Origin of the sequence: Gimesia algae (assembly GCF_007746795.1) — a bacterium.
In the GTDB taxonomy this organism is placed as follows: domain Bacteria; phylum Planctomycetota; class Planctomycetia; order Planctomycetales; family Planctomycetaceae; genus Gimesia; species Gimesia algae.
This window is the reverse complement of record NZ_CP036343.1, coordinates 3277760-3295938: the sequence shown is the minus strand read 5'-3', so window position 1 is coordinate 3295938 and position 18179 is coordinate 3277760. Positions and strand designations below refer to the sequence as shown.

Below are 18179 nucleotides of genomic sequence, written 5' to 3'. Positions count from 1 at the left end.
TGAATTTCTTCCTGTAATCAAAATTATGAGGAACCTGAAGTAAGACAGGTTCAGTCAGATAATAAATTTCAATGCGAACGCGTTAATAAAACCACAGCATCTGCTGTCATCGCTTCCTGTCTGCCGACAGGACCAACGCGTTCTCCCGTTTTTGCTTTGATATTGACTTGTTGTTCCTCCAGATCCAGTAGCTCGGCGACTGATTTTCTGATCTGAGGCTTGTAGCTGGCTAGTTTAGGACGTTCTGCCGAAATAGTGCAATCCAGGTTTACGATTTGCCAGCCAGCCTGCTCTACTTCTGCGAATGCTGCTTGCAACAGGTCACCGGAATCGGCGCCTTTCCAGCGGTCGTCTGTGTTGGGAAACATTTCTCCGATATCACCCAGACCAGCTGCTCCCAGCAGAGCATCAGTAATCGCATGCAACAATACATCAGCATCGCTGTGTCCCACCAGTCCGAGTTCGAACTCAATCGTGACGCCTCCCAGAATGAGCGGGTAACCTGCTTCCAGCCGATGGCAGTCCTGGCCTGCGCCAATTCGCAATTCTGGATATTTCCGGGGTTCAGGGGCAGATGTCATGAGTTCGAATCAATAACAGTGGTCGAAATCGCTCAGATCGCGACAGATGCTGTTCTTTTGGATATTGGATTTGGTCGGGTTCAACAGAAGCAGGCTGATCATAGCTGGAGCAGACAAACAAGGCAATATGAGCCAGGATTCCCAAGTCGTTCCCTGATCCAGAGTAGCGTAATTTCGGGAGCGAACTGTGCGAGTTCCGCAGGATGTGGTGGGGCTGCAGATTCAAATTGACATAAAATCTGATCCGCGTTAAACTCCCGGCCCCTCAATTCAACTGGCGATATCCTGTCGCGCACTGATCTCTCAAACTGATACCCCTCTCAACTTGAACCTTTCATGAAGTTACTCCCTCTCAGATCCTGTTTGGTGGTTGTGGCACTGGTTTTACTGGTCGTCAAAATATCCGGCTGCGCGCTGATGGAAGAAAGTGCCGTGTTCGGTTTGAAGAAGTATGCGGAGAAACAAACGGTTAACAAGCTGCCGGCCATTCCTGTATCACAGGATGCCATGCAGGTCGAAATTGTCTTCATCGAACGTCCTGTCACAGACCCTCTGCTCGGTTCGACGCTCTGGAACGAGGTCGATGAAATCGGAGCCATTGAACTGATGGACCAGGAAAACCTGAATCAGAATGGTTTGCGAGTCGGACATGTGAGTTCTGTTCCCCCCATGGCCTTGCAGACGTTACTCGGTTTGAAGTCTCATCTGGGCGGACTTTCCCGGGAAGATGAATCATTATTGCTTTCCGGCAGACGACTGATGTTAAGGTCGGGCGTGCCTACTGATATTCAAACCAGTGACTTCTACCCAAAATGCAGCCTGAAACTGCTGACGGGTGACGACGAAGAGCCTGAGGAACTCAAAGAGTTTGAAGAAGCCCGCTGCGTGATGCGAGTCAAAGCACATAAAGTACAGGATGGCTGGGCGAAACTGGAGTTTACTCCCGAAGTGCATTACGGCGCACAGCAACTACGCCGCACACCGACGAATATTGGCTGGCAACTGGAAAATCGCCAGAATACTACCCCATTCTATAATCAGAAGTTTGAGGTCACTCTGAACGTTGGCGAGATGGCAATTATCACGGCCACGGATGGAGTCAAACCGGATTCGGCAGGACACCTGTTTTTCCGCGGAGAAGGTTCTAAAGCGGACATTCAGAAAATTCTGGTCGTGCGGCTGTCCAACATGTCCAAGATGGAAGCTGTTCGCAGCAAATAGGCAGCCTCAATAAAAAAAGTGAGCTGCTTCGGAAAGAAACAGCCCACTGGTAATCAGTTTTTCAGCTGAAATGCAGATGCAAATCAGACTTTGCCGAAAATGGTTTTTCCGCTGGAGAACAGGTCATCGCAGGCTTCGCTCATTCGCTGGACGACTCCCATTTCGCCGGCTTTCAGGTAGCTGCGAGGGTCGTAAACTTTCTTGACTCCCACTTCACCATCAATCTTTAATACGCCATCATAGTTTTTCATCATGTGATCTACCACAGGACGGGTGAAGGCGTACTGAGTATCGGTATCGATATTCATCTTCACAACGCCGTATTCCAGTGTTTCCCGCAGCTGATTTTCGGGAGTTCCCGAGCCGCCATGGAAGACCAGGTCGAATTCTGCTTCCTTACCATATTTGGCAATCACAGCTTCCTGACCCTCTTTCAGAATTTCTGGACGCAGTTTGACGGCACCTGGTTTATAGCTGCCATGTACGTTGCCGAACGTAGCAGCGAACATGTAACGTCCCAGACCGTTGAGTGCTTCATAAACGGCAACCATGTCTTCTGGTGAAGTATACAGCTTGTCGGCTGGCTGATCGGAGTTATCGACACCATCTTCTTCACCACCAACCACACCGGCTTCCACTTCCAGAATGATTTCGTTGGCCGCACACAGCTTGAGTAGATCAACCGATAATTCCAGGTTTTCCTTGAGAGGCAGTTCTGAAGCATCCAGCATGTGAGACTGGAACAGGTTCGGCAGACCGGCTTCGCGTCGACGAGCCGTTTCTGCGATCAGCGGCTTCAGGAACGAATCTACTTTTCCGGGCTGACAGTGGTCGGTGTGCAATGCGATCAGAACATCATAACGTTCTGCCAGACGGTGAGTCGCTTCTGCTAAAATGATGGCGCCTAACACGGCGTCTTTCTGATCCAGACCGGAAGCAAATTGACCACCACCGGTTGAAACCTGAATGATTCCGTCTGACTTCTTATCTGCAAATGCTTTCAGGGCTCCGTTGATTGTTGTCAGCGAGGTGACATTCATCGCGGGATAGGCATAGTTACCTTCTTGAGCGGAATCCAGCATCGCTGCGTATTGAGCTGGGGTTGCAATCGGCATTGGTATTTCCTGTTCAGTTTAAAAGTGAAAAGTTACTTCTGAATGATGTTAAAATCTATCTGACAAACGCTGTCTGACCTGTTCCTGCGTCGTTTCCGGATGAATGTTTAAGACGATTTTCATCACGGACTGACAACAGCAGAAAACCGGAAAAGATAATCGAGAGAATGGCTTCAGAGGTTCCGCTGATTCAATTTCGTATTCCAGACAGTCATCATCGCATTTGAACGTAAGTCCTGTTGAACAATGCCGAGACGCTTGCTGTAAAAAATGGAATGCGGTCTGAAAACTGTTTGGCAGAGCGTAAAACCCCGAGCCAGATTTTCACTCTGCTTCTATACTGTTTCTTATCAAGTTCTGTCCTGTCATTCAAGTGTCGGGGGAATCTGTGATGCGCACCTGACAGAGGTTTTCGTCTGCCCGGTGATATAATACCTGTTTTGAACGGAGATTAACGAAAAACTGAGAGAGCAGGGGACGCTTTTACAGGGTAATGTAACGCGTGTTTTCCCCCCAGCTTCGAGGCTCTATTTCGGAATCTTGTTCAGTAATTCGACTCCCGAGGAGCCTGTTGTCGTTGCGGGCAGGGATTCCAGTCCCTGGGTCTGCTGATAAAGTCGAGGCTCAGGCGTATAAGTCATCACCCGCAGATCATCAAATAAAATCGCGCCCAGTCCATTCAATGACATTGTCAGAATGAAGTTTTCACTTTGCGGCACTTCCCTGATCAGATCGATTTTCTGCCACTCACTCTTCTCATTCCAATGTAAGGCGCCACCAGGTCCCATGATACTGTCCTGCAGCGTCGCACCCAGTGGGTTGCCGGTAATGGAAGTCGACACCTTGACCCAGCCAGTGACATGCACAATTTGTCCGCTGCGAACCGCCAGAGGAGGGGTTGTGAGCTGCACCAGCGGACCTTCAATGTTATTGGGAATTTCATTACGGTTCAGGGGAACCGCCAGCAATCTCAGGCTGAAATCTCCGGATTGTCTGTCGCGCGGATAGAGTTCTGCAATCGCCTGAGTTCCCTCAATCGCATTTTGCCCATGCGTCCAGCCTTCCACGACCATGGTGTCAATGTCTTCACAATCTCCCGAACGCAGCATGTTGGGTTCAATGTGTTTCGCACTGCGGCCAATCTGTTCGATCATTCTCCAGTGATCGGGCAAGGTACTGTACGAAACCGTATAAGGGCTCGTCATCGATGAGGAAAGTGTTCTGGTTGCTTCACGCCATTGGATGCGTTGTAAGATGCGCAGCATCTGACGGCAGTCGCGGGCTGCATTGCGGGCACCATGGTAATCCTGACTGGAAAGGGCCGACTCAGCCTGACTCAACCCCTTCCGCGCCTGTTCCAGAATAGCCGGCCCATCCATGCGGGCGACCTGGCTCACCCCCAGTTCCAGCAACTCTGCATTTGTTTTCTGGCAGCGTTCCAGCTTGGCGCGGCTCAGTTTTACGCTGGTTTCTGCTGCCTGCGGGCTGATCATGGCTACCTTTTTTCGCAGGTTCTCGATCAATCCCTGATCGGAAGTCATGATGATGATCGACGTCATATCGAATTTGGGAATCGATATTTCAACCCCGCCATTCACGCGTTTGCGATCTAAGTTTTTGATCTTCGTCGTGCTCAATTCCCACACGGATGCGGATACATTGCCGCCAGGAATGACAATGGTTGCATCGTTCCCCGCCATCTGATCGGGGACGAACTGGCCACCATTGCGATACCAGACCGGCAGTATCAAAGTGCCATACTCAGAACGAATGACAGCCGCCTGCATTTCAGCAGCCGCTGCTTTTTCGCGTTGTAACTGCATTTCCCGTTCAGACAGCTGTTCATTTATCTGCAGTCGATCGGAACTGGATCGCTTGAAGTCGACCCCTAACTGGGTGATCCGGGGTGTTTCCTTTTGTTTAAGCCGAAACGGAACATGAGAAACCACAGAACCTGTTGCCAGCCATGGCTCGATCAGATCAATCTCACGATTCAATTGCTCGATCACCAGTTTTCGCTCCAGCGCACCCGGAGCGCTCGTATCATCCAGGCGGTTTGTCGTCCAGTACCCGACGGCCCGGCAACCGGCTGACAGAGTCGCGTAAACCTGCAGTCGAATCTGCTCAGGCTCAATGACAATCGGAATTCGATTGGAAGAATCACGCCAGCGGGCATTGGCAAACGTCGGTTCTGTCTGGACCCAGGTCCAGAGAAAACGACCCGGGGCAAAGCGTGTCTTCTCAATCAGAGTATCGCGATATTCCAGCAGGCTGATATCACTGTTTAGAATACGCGGGCTGGAACCAATCATCGAAACTTCCCGGGCAATCTGTCGCTCTTTCCCGAGCACGTCTGCCATAATAGGACGCTTGAACTGCTGGTCAGCACTTTGAATCTGTCCCACGCGACTGCGGATTTCAGTCCATTTACTACCCGGGATTTGCGTTCCCAGATACCAGAAAATGATGGGCGCTGTCTGCTCATCAAACGGAATCAGTGTTGCATCGCGGGAAGGCAGAAACGAACCATCCTGAGCCTGCGGGCGCGGAGGAGTCGCCATCGCCCATAATCCCTGACTCCGCAGATCGGATAGAAACTGATAATCATCAAACTGAGGTGCCTCGATAACATTCAGGCCAGCCTGTTTCAGTGATTCCAGATTTTCGCCATGATAACGTGACATGCGAGGAAACAGCGGTCGCCCTTCCAGTTGAACCCGGTCCAGCAGGAATTCGACGATCGGTTTCGCATTCTGCTTGCTCAGTGCAGCAGCCGTCTGCATGACTGAGTCATTGGGACGCACAATCGGGGTCAGTTTCAGGTCATCCATCAGGAATTCCACCTGATCAGAGGAAGAACGCGTGACCACCAGAACCCGTTCCACATACATCTCACGCGTATCCAGCTGGCGGAGCTTGCTGCGTCCCCGTAACAGTCCTAATGACTGATTTACCAACGCTTCGGTTGTCGTGCACTTCAACTGCTGCCACTTGCCTTCTTCCGAATAAGTATCTCCGATTAAATAAATGCGGGCGACCGCTCCGGTTTCGGGATCGATCTGATGAGGCAGCACGGCTTCCAGGCCAACGCGAGTCCCGCGTCGATTGGATTTCAGCCACAGTGAGACTGTCAGTTCATTGATAATCCGACTGGAGGGGAGTGGATGGGACAGTTCAATCAGCGAACCCAGGTTTCCCGTCGCGACCTGCAGATGCTCACAAGCCGCACCGGCATGCATTACCGTCGTATTGCGGACATGCCACTTTTTCTGAGCCTGATTCGGATCAATGCGAACCTGCCAGCTGACACGGGACGTATCATCAAAATGCTCGTGGAATGTTTCTGCGCGCAACACAGACTCGCTGAACAATCCCGAAAACAGAAAGACCAGCGGGCAGATGTGACTCTGAAACAGCTTATTCAATGTACGTGGCATCGATGCCTGAACTCGAACCCATCCCTGGGATAAAAATGATCGTGACGCTGCAGTTTCTATACTGATTTACACATTGTGCTAACTCAGGAATGTGATTTTCAATCCAGTCAGTCTGTGGAAAATATTCCCCATTTTCCACAATCCCATCGCCGTTCAGCATTCTTTACGAATTGTTGTAAGCTGTCCGGTTTTCGTTGCAGTCAGACAACCACCGCGTTGCCATAATGCAACCTGCTGTAACATTGCCCAAAATGACTACGTTCTCTGGGGATTTTAGAAGATTTTGCAATCTAAGCCAAGACGAAGCCTCCCATTTTTGTGAATCTGTCATCAGAGAGTGTATTTTTGGTTGTCGTTCTAAAATGCCTGTGATTGGTAACTTAGAGTGAATCCTTGATTAAATATTCATATTCGGCATGAAATCTGTTCTATTGGCTTTCAATTCATCCTTTGATGAAATCATTTATTGTTAAAGTACTGGCACAAGCTGAGAATTGAGACTTATGAATATTCGACTGACCGACGAAACAGATAGTGCAAGTCTGCCCCGCGAAGTAATCGATCTGGGCAAGAAAATCGCCGAGCTGCCACGGGAACAGCAGCAATTGCTGGAAGTTTCCTATTCACGGGTGGTGGAATCGGTGAAACGCCGCAGGCGAATTCTGGGTCTGATCCAGGAAGCGTTGGCTCAATTACGCCTGGATGTGAAATACCTGATGTTTGATTTGGATATCACCAAAAAAGAACGTGATGAACTCAAGGCCCGCCTCGAAGAAACTTAATCTTCAGGTGTTGGAGCGACTGAGCTCGCCTCTTGCTCAGGCTGCCGCTCAGATCGAATTGACCAGATCTGAGCCAGGATCGTCCCGGTCAGCATGCAGCCAAACATGTACAATGCCGGCGGTAACGCGATCATCTCCTGTCCCGGAAACAGCTGGCCTGCCAGCACCGCTCCCAGACCCGCGTTTTGCATTCCCACTTCCAGGGTCAAAGCCCGCCGCATCGATTCTTTCAGTTGCATCGTCGCGCCTGCCAGATATCCGCACAGATAACCCAGCAGGTTAATCACCAATAGCGCCGCCGCCAGCGAGAAAAAGACTTGCTTCAACTGTTCTTCCTGCAGGCTGATCACTGTGGCAATGATCCACAGGATCGAAAAATTCGCGAATGCAGGGCCAAAAACCTGCATCAAGCGACTGAATCCGTAGTGATACAGGGCAAGCATATGACCGCCAATCACAGGTAATACCACCTGGGTCAGTAACTGAAAGAACGAATTTTTCGCCAGTTCCACAGCGTTGATGTCCGTTCCACTGACAGCCAGATAAAGCACAATTGGCACAAAGATTGGTGAGAGCAGGGTCGCCGACGCCGTCAGACAGACTGAGTAACTCACATTACCCCGCGCCGCCAGTGTCAGCACATTCGAAGCCATCGCCCCCGGCACACAGCCCACCAGGATTATGCCGATCCGTAATTCGGGTTGATCGATAAAAAACAGGCTCATCAGATACGCCAGGCAAGGCATCACCGTGTATTGCACAAATGTGCCGCCAAGTACTTGATGCCAGCGACGAAATACCGCCCGCACTTCATCGGGTGGCAGCAGTGAGCCAATCACAAACATCGTGACAGTAAATAAATACGAGAGATACGGTTTCGAAGCATGAAACGGATGGAACGCGTCAGGCAGGATCTTGTCCCACAGGATTGCCGCTCCCGAAAGCACGATCAGCCAGACTAACAGATAACGTTGCAGCATAAGAGCATTTCCGGGGCTTGGATGGCGTCGACAGGCTTGGATCCTGATAATCTGAGAGGTTCACAGCCACGATCATTTGTTGACAGTAATGAATCGGTTATGATTCCTGACTGTAATCAATGCCATCCTGAAATTCTATGAACAACACCATAATGATGCATGCGGACCATCTGGCGGAATTCGTCAGCAACTTTGAAGAAGCAGGGCTGCTCGTCCGGATCTCATCCCCGGTGGAGACACAGCTCGAAATCGCTGCCATCACCCAACAGGTCATCAAAGCCAGTCCGCCCGACTCCGCACCCGCACTCCTGTTCGATCAGATCGCCGGTCACAAAATTCCGGTACTGACCAATCTCTATGGCAGTCTGCCCCGACTGCTGCAGATCCTGCGAACCGATGCGCTCGATTCCATCGCCGACCGCATCGCCGGGCTCCTCTCACCGGATCTACCCGAAGGCTGGCTCGATTCGCTAAAAATGATTCCGCAGTTTTCGCAACTCCTCAACATCAAACCCCGCATCGTAAAAACCGCCAGCTGTCAGCAGGTGGTCAAGCTCGGCCGTGATGTCAATCTCAGCGAATTCCCGCTGCTCACCTGCTGGCCCGAAGAACAATCACCCACCATCACCGCCGCCCAGATCATTACCTTCGACCCGGAAACCAAAGCCCGCTTCGTCAACACCCGACCCATTCAGGTCATCTCAAATCAACAACTGGCGATTCGCTGGAGTCAGCATGATGCCGGATATCAGCTACTGCAGAAATTCCATGCCCGCGGCCAGCAGCTGCCCGTCGCCATCGTGATTGGCGGTGATCCCGTCGGACTTTACACGGCTCATGCACCACTGCCGAAAATGACCGACCCCTATGCCTTTGGCGGCTTTCTCCGTAACAATGCGCTGGAACTGGTCCGGGCCCGCTCCATCGAAATCGATGTTCCCGCGCAGGCCGAAATCATCATGGAAGGCTTTATCGATCCCGCTTCTGATCCCATTGATGTTGCCCCCGTCGCAAATTCCACCGGCTATTACAGTCCGGCTGAAAAAGTGATGCCTTTGAATCTGTCCGCAGTCACCCATCGCGCCAATCCCATCTGGCACGCGCTGATCCCGGCGGCCCCTCCTTCAGAAGCCGGTTATTTCGCGCAAGCCACCGAACGTATTTTTCTGCCACTGTTGAAGCTGATGGTTCCCGAACTGCTTGATATTCACTTTCCTGATTCCGGGGCAGGCCGCTATCTGATGTTCGTCAGCATTCAAAAATCCTATCCACAGCAGGCCCGCCGAGTCGTCAATGCATTGTGGAGTCTGGAAAGTCTATTATCATTGAAGCTGATCGTCGTGGTCGATGACGACATCAATGTGCACGACGAACAGCAGGTCTGGTACCGCGTCAGCACGAATCTCAATCCGGGCCGCGATCTGATTCACACAGAAGGGCCCGGCGATGATGACGATCACAGCGCAGCCATCCAGGGGATCGGCCATAAACTCGGTCTCGATGCCACCCGTAAGTCCGCAGCAGAAGGGCATCCCCGTGAATGGCCGTCTGCCTTGAAGATGCCCGCTGAAATGTTAGAACGCGTCCAGAGCCGTCTGACTGAACTCGGCCTGTCCTGAAAATATGAAACGATTTTAAGTTATGAATGTAGATAAAACCGGCTCCCGTGTACAGCAGATGTTTGGCGAAATCGCACCCCGCTACGATTTCATGAATCACTTCCTCTCAGGCGGCGTCGACTATTACTGGCGCTGGCGCACCGTGCGGAAAGTCGCACCCGCTGGCGCTGCTCCCATTCTCGATGTCTGTACAGGCACTGGTGACCTCGCCCTTTCCTATCTCAAAAAAGCAGGCGGTAAAACGCAGGTCGTCGGAGCCGACTTCACACATGAAATGCTGCAGCTGGCATTGAAAAAGAATACCAGCAGTCATCTCACCTTTCTGGAAGCCGACACTCAGGAACTCCCCTTCGCCGACAATCAGTTTCAAATCGTCTCCGTTGCGTTCGGCCTGCGAAATGTCGCCGATACCCGTCGGGGGCTCAAAGAAATGATCCGCGTCTGTCAGCCCGGCGGTCAGGTGGCCGTCCTCGAATTCTCCATGCCCACCAATCCACTGTTTCGCTCCTGTTATCAATTTTATTTTCGACATATCCTCCCGAAAATGGGACAATTACTCGCCCGCAACAGACAGTCTGCCTATAACTATCTGCCTGAGTCGGTTTCTGAATTCCCTTATGGAAAGGCATTAGCTGACCTCATGGATGAATGCGGGCTGGAAGGCACACGCTGGTATCCGCTCACGTTCGGTATCGCCACTCTGTATACCGGCGTGAAACCAGCGGTTTCGAAATAACGTTCAAAGAAAGATTGTGAGGTCCCCTCATGTCCAATGTAGTCGTCGCCATGACCGGCGCCAGCGGCGCCATTTATGCCGTCCGCCTGATCGAAGTCCTGATGGCCGCCGGCCGCACCGTGCATCTCACCATCAGCGCCTCCGCCGCGCAGGTCCTGAAACATGAGCTCGGCCTGAAAATTGATCTGGAAAACTTCGACCCCACCGAAATCCTCCCCGATCCCGCCGGTCAATCTGATGACAGTGTCATCCGCAAGATCAAGCCCACGCACAGCGAAGACTTTGCCCTCAGCTCCGTCCTCGGCGATTCCGACCTCAAACAGGGGGCCCTCATCTATCACCACTACAAAGATTTCTCCGCAGGCATCGCCAGTGGTTCCTTCCTGACCGAGGGCATGGTGGTCTGTCCCTGTTCGATGGGAACACTCGGCAGCATCGCTTCCGGGGCCTGTGGCAATCTCATCCACCGCGCCGCTGACGTGCATCTCAAAGAACGCCGTAAACTGATTTTGCTCGCCCGCGAAACGCCCCTGGGGCTGATCCCGCTGGAAAACATGGTCAAACTCACACAGGCCGGCGCCATCGTCATGCCTGCCGCCCCCGGCTTTTATCATAACCCGGTCACCATCCACGATCTGGTCGACTTCATGTCGGGCCGCATCTGTGATCATCTGGGAATCAGACACGAAATCCATCAGCGCTGGGGCAATCAGCCGTTGTAGAATTTTGTATTTTGTGTTCAGCACTGTTTCTCCTCATTAATGCTCTTTCTTGCGATTCTGCCTCGGAACCGTTAAAAACAAGTTAGAGCGTCTTACATTTAACCATAGTGTCGTTCGATCTAATATTCTCGTCTCAAATGGTCTTGGAGACGCTACAATAAAACTGGACTTAGTCCAGATTCAATTCATCAGTCGGACTGATCAGCCAATGGAACGGAAAGCCGTCGTGGAATCCATTTCCCGCATTCATCAACTCGATACCAGCGTCATCAACAAGATTGCTGCCGGCGAAGTGATCGAACGCCCCGCCAGCGCGGTCAAGGAACTCCTCGATAACAGCATCGACGCTCTCGCCACCCGGATCGAAGTCGACATCATGAACGGCGGTGCTGACCTGATCCGCGTCGTCGATAACGGCGAAGGCATTCATCCCGACGACCTGCTGCTCGCCGTTGCCAGCAATGCGACCAGCAAAATCTCTACCGCCGACGATCTGTTCAGCGTGCAGACCATGGGCTTCCGCGGAGAAGCCCTCGCCTCGATTTCCGAAGTCAGCCACTTCCGTATTCGCACGCGTACCGCCGACCAGACCCAGGGGCTCGAGTTCGAAGTCAAAACGGGAACCCCCGGCAAACCTCAGCCGTGTGGCTGTCCGCTGGGAACAGCGATTGAAGTCCGCCAGCTGTTCGCCAACACGCCCGTCCGCCGCAAGTTTCTGAAAACCACCAAAACCGAGTTCGGACACATCAGTGAGCAGTTCACCCGCGCCGCCCTCGCACATCCGCGGCTCTACATGGTCCTCAGACACAACAACAAAGTCATCTTCGATCTGCCCCCCTCCGATAATCTGCTCGATCGCCTTCGCCTGTTTTATGGCAGCAAACTCGCCGAGCAACTGATCTGGGTCGATTCGGAAGTCGACGACATCCGCATCTGGGGCTACGTCTCGCATCCCAGCGAAAACAAATCGACCCGCAAAGGACAGTACCTGTTCCTCAACGGTCGCTGGATTCAGGACCGCACACTGCAGCATGCGTTGACCGAAGCCTATCGCGGACTGCTCATGGTTGGACGCCAGCCGATCTCGTTCCTCTATCTCGACATGCCCGCCTCCCAGGTCGATGTCAACGTGCATCCCACCAAATCGGAAGTCCGCTTCCGCGATGGTCAGCACCTGTATCGCCAGTTGCTCTCCACACTCCGCAGCCAGTTTCTCAGCATGGATCTGCAGTCGCAGATGTCGCTCGGCAAAAAAGCCGACTTCGATGTCACAGCACCGCCGCCACCGCTCACCCCTGAGCAGAAACAGACGCAGATGGAACTGACCAGTTGGGCCAAAGAACAACTCAACCAGGTCCACGGTAACCTCTCGGATATCAAAATCAGCTCGGCTCCGCGGTCGATTTCCCCGTCCTCGGATCTCGCCGCCCCCTTTACCGCCGCGGATGCGATTCCGCTCTCGCACTTCCAGCAGAACCGGGAACAGGCGCCCGTGGAATCGTCCGCACCCGCTGACCTGGTCGTGCCCGACATCGATCGACCCGCCGACAAATTTGCGGACGTCGCGACCTCGGACCTGCGACCGATTCAGGTTTTGAACTGCTACATCGTCGTCGAGAACAAAGGCGCGCTGACCATCATCGATCAGCACGCCCTGCACGAACGCATCATGTACGAGTACTTCCGCAAACGGGTCCTCGCGCAATCGGTGGAAGCACAGAAACTGCTCGTCCCGCTGACCCTCGAAATGAGCGCCAAAGAGGCGGCGCTCCTGCTGGATCACGCCGAAATGCTCAACAGCTTTGGTCTCGGCATCGAAGAATTTGGTGGCAACACGCTGCTGATCACCAGTTATCCCGTCATGCTCAAGAAGGTCAATCTGGAACAGCTGGTCCGCGACATCGCCGACAACCTCGATAACGCCAAACAGCTCTCCCGCCGCGATCTGCTGGACGACCTGATCACAATGATGTCCTGCAAAGCCGCCATCAAGGCGGGCCAGCGACTGACGCAGGAAGAAATCTATAGCCTGCTGGAACAAAGGCATCTGATTGACGATGCCCACCACTGTCCGCATGGCCGTCCTTCTGCCCTGGTTCTCAGTCACGCCGAGCTCGATCGCCAGTTCGGCCGCATGGGTTGAAACATGTCTCACTGAAAAAACTGGACTTGACCCCGCCGCGCCAACAGCGATAAGCGCTGTTCTGTGTCGCGCGCGTGCCCAGTTTACAGTGCACCAAAACACGGACCACTTGTTCCTGAAGTTCACCGTAAAACAGCCGGTTTTTTCCAGATAAGCAGTTCGCAGAACAGCACCTGTTCCGAATGTATGCCTGCGGGTCGCCGCACTTCGCAGCCCTTCAACCCGGAACCGCCACTGCTCACACCAGCATCGTCCCTGTCTCAACAGACATCGCCACCCGATTCTGTTCATCCCCCCTTGACGTCCCAGCGCCTCTACAGAAAATATTTCACCATGCAACGGTATCACAGTCACCAGACACTCCGGATTGAATAGCAGATTGAACACTACAACAACGAACATAACTCAACGTCCTCTCGTGCCGGTGGCACAGTTCGCTTGCCTGACGTTGCCCGAAAAACCAGTTCCCGCTCCTGATGCAGGGGTAAGCCCGAATGTAATTCGGGCCAAGCGCAGCGAGCAGGAGGTCGCAGCTACCACGTACAATCCAGAACCGGGATTCCTATATCCATTCGGCTTGTCCGACTGTGATTGTGCTCACGGTTCCCTGACGTGATTTACCACAAATTATAAAGATCGGCTCCCACGCCCCGCAGATGAAAATCCTGCACCACTGGAAGCGCAAATAGGTATCATCGCTATTCACCGTAGAACATTCCCAATTAGCCGCAGAGCGTTAGCTCCGGTTGTCTTCCGATCTGCAGAAACCGCGTCTAACGCCGTACGGCTAATTTGAAAGAAAGGCAGCCCCGTTTCATTGTTAACAGGTCAATTTTCTGGGTCTGTCTCCCCGCCTGGCGAATCTGCTTGCCGTTGTGTTCACCGGATAGTAAAATAAGCAGGCCTCACCAGGGCAGTGCAGCAAACCAGAGATTCCCAGCGAACGACTTCAGGCTGACGGACAGGATTTCTCAGTCTCCCACCTGCAACAACCTCGACCGTAACCCTCCTGCATCCTTTTTTGGAGTAGAACACGATGCTCTCGATCCCCGGCTCACCACGACGGCAGTGTGACGGCTCGCGCAGGCAGTTCCTTAAGATCGGCGGACTCGCGCTGGGCGGACTTTCGCTTCCCCAGATCCTGCAGGCCGAAGCACAAGTCGCAACGCCCGCCAGACCACTGGGGCACAAAGCCATCATCATGATCTTCCTGTCCGGCGGCCCGTCGCATCAGGATATGTACGACCTGAAGATGGATGCCCCCTCGGAAATTCGTGGCGAATTCCGTCCCATCGACACCAACGTACCCGGCATCCAGATCTGCAATCACATGCCCCGCCTGGCGACCATGATGGACAAGTTCGCCATCATTCGCTCATTGCATGGCTGCCCCGATCAACATGCTTCCGATCTCTGCATGAGTGGCTGGCCCATCAATGGTGACGGGCGGCAGTCGGGTCATCCTTCCCTGGGCGCGGTTCTTTCTAAAGTGCAGGGACCCGTCGATAAAGCAGTTCCCCCGTTCGTCGGTCTCAGCATCCCCAGTCGCCACGAACCGTACGGCAATCCCGGCTTCCCCGGTTTTCTGGGAAAACCTCACGCCCCGATGCAACCGACGGGCGAAGGCATGGACAACATGCGCCTGCAGGGCATCTCGCTGGATCGACTCCGCGACCGCAAAGCTCTGCTCTCCGGCTTTGACGCGTTCCGTAACTCCGCCGACAATGCGTATGAAGGACTGGACGCCTACTCGCAGCGGGCCTTCGACGTTCTGACTTCCAGTAAACTGGTCGAAGCCATGGACCTGGAAAAAGAAGATCCCACACTCCGCGATCGCTATGGCAGAGGCGATAACTCGCCCGCCTTTGGTGAAGACGCCGGCCCGCACTGGCTGGATCAGTTCCTGATGGCCCGTCGTCTGGTCGAAGCAGGCGTCCGTTGTGTCACGCTCTCGTTCGGTAGCTGGGATCGGCATCATTCCAACTTCGCCCGCCTGCCACTTCAGCTGAATAAATTCGATCAGGGCATCACCGCGCTGGTCGAAGACCTGCACCACCGCGGACTGCAGGATGACGTCAGCGTGATCGCCTGGGGCGAATTCGGACGCACGCCCCGCATCAACGACAACGCAGGCCGCGATCACTGGCCGCAAGCCTCCTGTGCACTGCTCGCCGGAGGCGGCATGCGAATGGGGCAGGTGATCGGCTCCACCAATCGACTTGGCGAAGTCCCCCAGGATCGCCCTTTGCATTATCAGAATGTCTTCGCCACGCTCTACCGCCAGTTGGGCATCGACCCCATGACGACCACCGTCCCCGACTTCGCCGGCCGCCCGCAGTACATGCTCGACATCCGCGAACCGATCGACGAACTGATCTGACTGCCTCCCGACTTACCTGTTTTTACTACCACGAAAAAAACGAAACCACACGAAAATAAAAGTGGGTGGTGGCTCTAAAAATAAACCGTAGAATATTCCCAATTAGCCGCAGAGCGTTAGCTCCGGTTGTCTTCCGATCTGCAGAAACCGCGACTAACGCTGTACGGCTCATGTGAAAGAAAGGGTATCCCCGGATGCTATCCGGGGTTGTCACAGACAACAGGAAACTGTCAGTGAAATCACCCAATTAAGTTTCACGTCACCAACCTGCCTTGCCATACGGGCGGTATCCACGTGTCCGCCCGACGGGCGAAGTTCGAACCAGTTTCACAAAGCAACGGGAACCGATGGAACCATCGAAGTTGATTTTTCTACCACGAAAAACACGAAACGACACGAAAGAAAAAGTGGGTGGTGGCTCTAAAAATAAACCATAAAGCGTTCCCAATTAGCCGCAGCGCGTTAGCTCCGGTTGTCTTCCGATCTGCAGAAACCGCGACTAACGCTGTATGACTCATGTGAAAGAAAGGGTGAGCCCGGATAAAATCCGGGCCGAGCGGAGCGAGCAGGAGGTTGCAGCTGTTACGTTCAATTCGAAACAGGGCTGCAACTGTACTCGGCACGGCCAGACGAAATCGCAGAAACCGCGTCTTACGCCGTACGGCTCCTGTGAAAGAAAATCGGGTCGCCCCGGATGCAATCCGGCCTTATCGCAGACAACAGAAACTGGCAGCGAATCAATGCATTTCGTGTATTTTCGTGCCTTTCGTGGTAGAAAAATAATTAGTCCGCCTCTTGTCAGTAAACACCAGAATGTCGCAGAAAAGTTTTCCAGATTTGTTTACCCCTTGTGGTGATCGGATTGTTAAACTGGAGTCGGTTGTTTATCCCATTCAGATCAACTCACTTCAAGAAAGTAGTTCCGCTCATGTTGAAACATGTTTCCTGCTGCTGCCTGGCTTTGACATTACTCGTTCCCTCTCTGCTCAAAGCGGAGAAGAATTCGCCTCTCAAACCCGTGCTGGGCAAGACCGGCGAACCGACGGCAGTTGAGACCTTCGACAAACCCAAACTCAGCAAACAGTGGGCCGCCGCGAAGGGGGAGTGGACGGTGACAGACGGCGTGCTGACGGGCAAAGAATTGAAAGCCGACAAACACGCGGCTGTTTTGACCTGGAAGCTGCCACATCGGAATTCCATTATCCGTTGTTCGTTCCAGTTGAAAGACGCGGACTTTTTTCATCTGAGCCTGAATCATCCCAAAGGGCATCTGTTTCGGGTCATCCTCGACGAATCAGGCATGACGCTGCGGACCGACAAAAACAAGAAAGACCCCAAGTCGAAACCCATCACCCTGGCACAGGCCAAAGGCACACTGGAACCGGGCAAGTGGTACACACTGCAACTGGAAATGCAGGGAGATCGAGTCATTGCCCAACTGGACAATGGTTTAAACGTGGAAGGTCGGCACCCTTCACTCGACGTCAACAAAACCGGCTACCGCTTCATCATGAAAGGCAACACGCTCCTGCTGGATGACATGACCGCCTGGAACCTGGAGTAGTTCGAAGCTGATGCCAAAATACGTCAACAATTACAGTAACGGTACCGTATTTTGTGTTCCGCTCAAAAATGGAAAGTATGCTCGAGGTGTCGTTGCGCGATCTGATGAAGAGTTGGGGATCTTTGGATATTTTTTCGGTCCCTGTCTGGATTCAATTCCCGCTACCCTTGATGAAAGCCAACTTTGCATTGAGGAGACTGTTCTTGCTGGCATTTTCAGTGGTATGGGGCTGTGCATCGGAGAATGGAAACAACTGGGCAACATAAAGTCGTTTCAACGTAAGGACTGGCCGATGCCGATGTTGATTAACACAGAGGATGAGAGTGACCGGGTAGAACTGGTTGAATACGATGAAGATACACTTGCGGAGAAGTTGATCAGTGTCTCAACTCGCGGTGAGGTTGACATCGACGCCTATCCGGAAGATGGGGTCATGGGGTATAAATACGTTGAAGACATCCTGACCATGAAACTGGATCCTTCCTTTCAGAGTCAAAACGGGTAACTCTTCATCGCTCTACCGCTGTAGCGGGTAGCCCCGGATGTAATCCGGGGTTGTCGCAGACAACAGGAAACTGTCAGTGAAATCGTAAAAGCAGGTTTCAGACCTCGATAGGGGCCTGTGAAACTTTCGAGTTAGATATTTCTACCACGAAAATCACGAAACCACACGAAAGAAAAAAGAGGGTGAGCCCGGATATAATCCGGGCCGAGCGCAGCGAGCAGGAGGTCGCCGCTGCCGCGTTCCCTCCGAAACAAGGCTGCTACTATACTCGGCACGGCCAGACGAAATCGTAGAAACCGCGGCTAACGCCGTACGGCTAATGTGAATGAAAGTCGAGTCGCCCCGGATTACATTCGGTGCCATCCGCCGGCTACTCTACATCGCTCTCACAGTT

The 18179-nt window shown here is 53.0% G+C and carries 13 protein-coding genes; 9 read left to right on the top strand and 4 right to left on the bottom strand.

The features are described 5' to 3' along the window. Positions 1-68: 68 nt before the first annotated feature. The gene (ispF, locus tag Pan161_RS11990) at positions 69-581 is read right to left on the bottom strand and encodes a 2-C-methyl-D-erythritol 2,4-cyclodiphosphate synthase (protein ID WP_145227078.1); all 513 of its coding nucleotides are present in this window, start codon (positions 579-581) and stop codon (positions 69-71) included. 336 nt (positions 582-917) lie between these two features. Here ispF and Pan161_RS11985 point away from each other — a divergent pair, with 336 nt between their 5' ends. Continuing rightward, positions 918-1802 carry a hypothetical protein gene (locus Pan161_RS11985; protein WP_145227076.1) on the top strand — a complete coding sequence of 295 codons (885 nt, stop codon included), beginning with the start codon at positions 918-920 and terminating at the stop codon, positions 1800-1802. Positions 1803-1885: 83 nt separating this feature from the next. On the opposite strand, the gene fbaA is transcribed toward Pan161_RS11985, so the two are convergent. Beyond that, complete coding sequence (gene fbaA / locus Pan161_RS11980; protein ID WP_145227074.1) at positions 1886-2917, bottom strand: class II fructose-bisphosphate aldolase; 1032 nt, start codon at positions 2915-2917, stop codon at positions 1886-1888. A gap of 527 nt (positions 2918-3444) precedes the next feature. Further along, positions 3445-6354 (bottom strand): hypothetical protein, encoded by a 2910-nt coding sequence (locus tag Pan161_RS11975; RefSeq protein ID WP_145227072.1) that lies wholly within the window; start codon positions 6352-6354, stop codon positions 3445-3447. Positions 6355-6857: 503 nt separating this feature from the next. Between Pan161_RS11975 and Pan161_RS11970 the strand changes: the two genes are divergently transcribed. Next, complete coding sequence (locus Pan161_RS11970) at positions 6858-7136, top strand: hypothetical protein (protein ID WP_002646417.1); 279 nt, start codon at positions 6858-6860, stop codon at positions 7134-7136. Here the strand turns inward: Pan161_RS11970 and Pan161_RS11965 are convergent. Continuing rightward, positions 7133-8116, bottom strand: a complete 984-nt coding sequence (locus tag Pan161_RS11965; RefSeq protein ID WP_145227070.1) for a bile acid:sodium symporter family protein — start codon at positions 8114-8116, stop codon at positions 7133-7135. The genes Pan161_RS11970 and Pan161_RS11965 overlap by 4 nt on opposite strands. A gap of 137 nt (positions 8117-8253) precedes the next feature. Between Pan161_RS11965 and Pan161_RS11960 the strand changes: the two genes are divergently transcribed. The 7 genes from Pan161_RS11960 (at position 8254) to Pan161_RS11930 (ending at position 17785) form a co-directional block, all read left to right on the top strand. Continuing rightward, on the top strand, positions 8254-9735 hold the full coding sequence (locus tag Pan161_RS11960) for a UbiD family decarboxylase (RefSeq protein WP_145227068.1): 1482 nt from the start codon (positions 8254-8256) through the stop codon (positions 9733-9735). A 22-nt stretch (positions 9736-9757) separates the two neighbouring features. Beyond that, complete coding sequence (gene ubiE / locus Pan161_RS11955; protein ID WP_145227066.1) at positions 9758-10471, top strand: bifunctional demethylmenaquinone methyltransferase/2-methoxy-6-polyprenyl-1,4-benzoquinol methylase UbiE; 714 nt, start codon at positions 9758-9760, stop codon at positions 10469-10471. A 29-nt stretch (positions 10472-10500) separates the two neighbouring features. Beyond that, positions 10501-11193 (top strand): UbiX family flavin prenyltransferase, encoded by a 693-nt coding sequence (locus tag Pan161_RS11950; RefSeq protein ID WP_145227064.1) that lies wholly within the window; start codon positions 10501-10503, stop codon positions 11191-11193. Between the two features lie 208 nt (positions 11194-11401). Then, the gene (mutL, locus tag Pan161_RS11945) at positions 11402-13336 is read left to right on the top strand and encodes a DNA mismatch repair endonuclease MutL (RefSeq protein WP_145227062.1); all 1935 of its coding nucleotides are present in this window, start codon (positions 11402-11404) and stop codon (positions 13334-13336) included. 1036 nt (positions 13337-14372) lie between these two features. Continuing rightward, positions 14373-15716 (top strand): DUF1501 domain-containing protein, encoded by a 1344-nt coding sequence (locus tag Pan161_RS11940; protein WP_145227060.1) that lies wholly within the window; start codon positions 14373-14375, stop codon positions 15714-15716. Between the two features lie 928 nt (positions 15717-16644). Beyond that, the gene (locus tag Pan161_RS11935; protein ID WP_145227058.1) at positions 16645-17280 is read left to right on the top strand and encodes a hypothetical protein; all 636 of its coding nucleotides are present in this window, start codon (positions 16645-16647) and stop codon (positions 17278-17280) included. Between the two features lie 10 nt (positions 17281-17290). Continuing rightward, positions 17291-17785, top strand: coding sequence for an Imm26 family immunity protein (locus Pan161_RS11930; RefSeq protein WP_145227056.1), 495 nt, complete (start codon positions 17291-17293; stop codon positions 17783-17785). Positions 17786-18179: the final 394 nt, after the last annotated feature.

Excerpts from the sequence above, each read along its gene's own strand:
- ispF (WP_145227078.1), bottom strand. The coding sequence starts at position 581 with ATGACATCTGCCCCTGAACCCCGGAAATATCCAGAATTGCGAATTGGC.
- Pan161_RS11985 (WP_145227076.1), top strand. The coding sequence starts at position 918 with ATGAAGTTACTCCCTCTCAGATCCTGTTTGGTGGTTGTGGCACTGGTT.
- fbaA (WP_145227074.1), bottom strand. The coding sequence starts at position 2,917 with ATGCCGATTGCAACCCCAGCTCAATACGCAGCGATGCTGGATTCCGCT.
- Pan161_RS11975 (WP_145227072.1), bottom strand. The coding sequence starts at position 6,354 with ATGCCACGTACATTGAATAAGCTGTTTCAGAGTCACATCTGCCCGCTG.
- Pan161_RS11970 (WP_002646417.1), top strand. The coding sequence starts at position 6,858 with ATGAATATTCGACTGACCGACGAAACAGATAGTGCAAGTCTGCCCCGC.
- Pan161_RS11965 (WP_145227070.1), bottom strand. The coding sequence starts at position 8,116 with ATGCTGCAACGTTATCTGTTAGTCTGGCTGATCGTGCTTTCGGGAGCG.
- Pan161_RS11960 (WP_145227068.1), top strand. The coding sequence starts at position 8,254 with ATGAACAACACCATAATGATGCATGCGGACCATCTGGCGGAATTCGTC.
- ubiE (WP_145227066.1), top strand. The coding sequence starts at position 9,758 with ATGAATGTAGATAAAACCGGCTCCCGTGTACAGCAGATGTTTGGCGAA.
- Pan161_RS11950 (WP_145227064.1), top strand. The coding sequence starts at position 10,501 with ATGTCCAATGTAGTCGTCGCCATGACCGGCGCCAGCGGCGCCATTTAT.
- mutL (WP_145227062.1), top strand. The coding sequence starts at position 11,402 with ATGGAACGGAAAGCCGTCGTGGAATCCATTTCCCGCATTCATCAACTC.
- Pan161_RS11940 (WP_145227060.1), top strand. The coding sequence starts at position 14,373 with ATGCTCTCGATCCCCGGCTCACCACGACGGCAGTGTGACGGCTCGCGC.
- Pan161_RS11935 (WP_145227058.1), top strand. The coding sequence starts at position 16,645 with ATGTTGAAACATGTTTCCTGCTGCTGCCTGGCTTTGACATTACTCGTT.
- Pan161_RS11930 (WP_145227056.1), top strand. The coding sequence starts at position 17,291 with ATGCCAAAATACGTCAACAATTACAGTAACGGTACCGTATTTTGTGTT.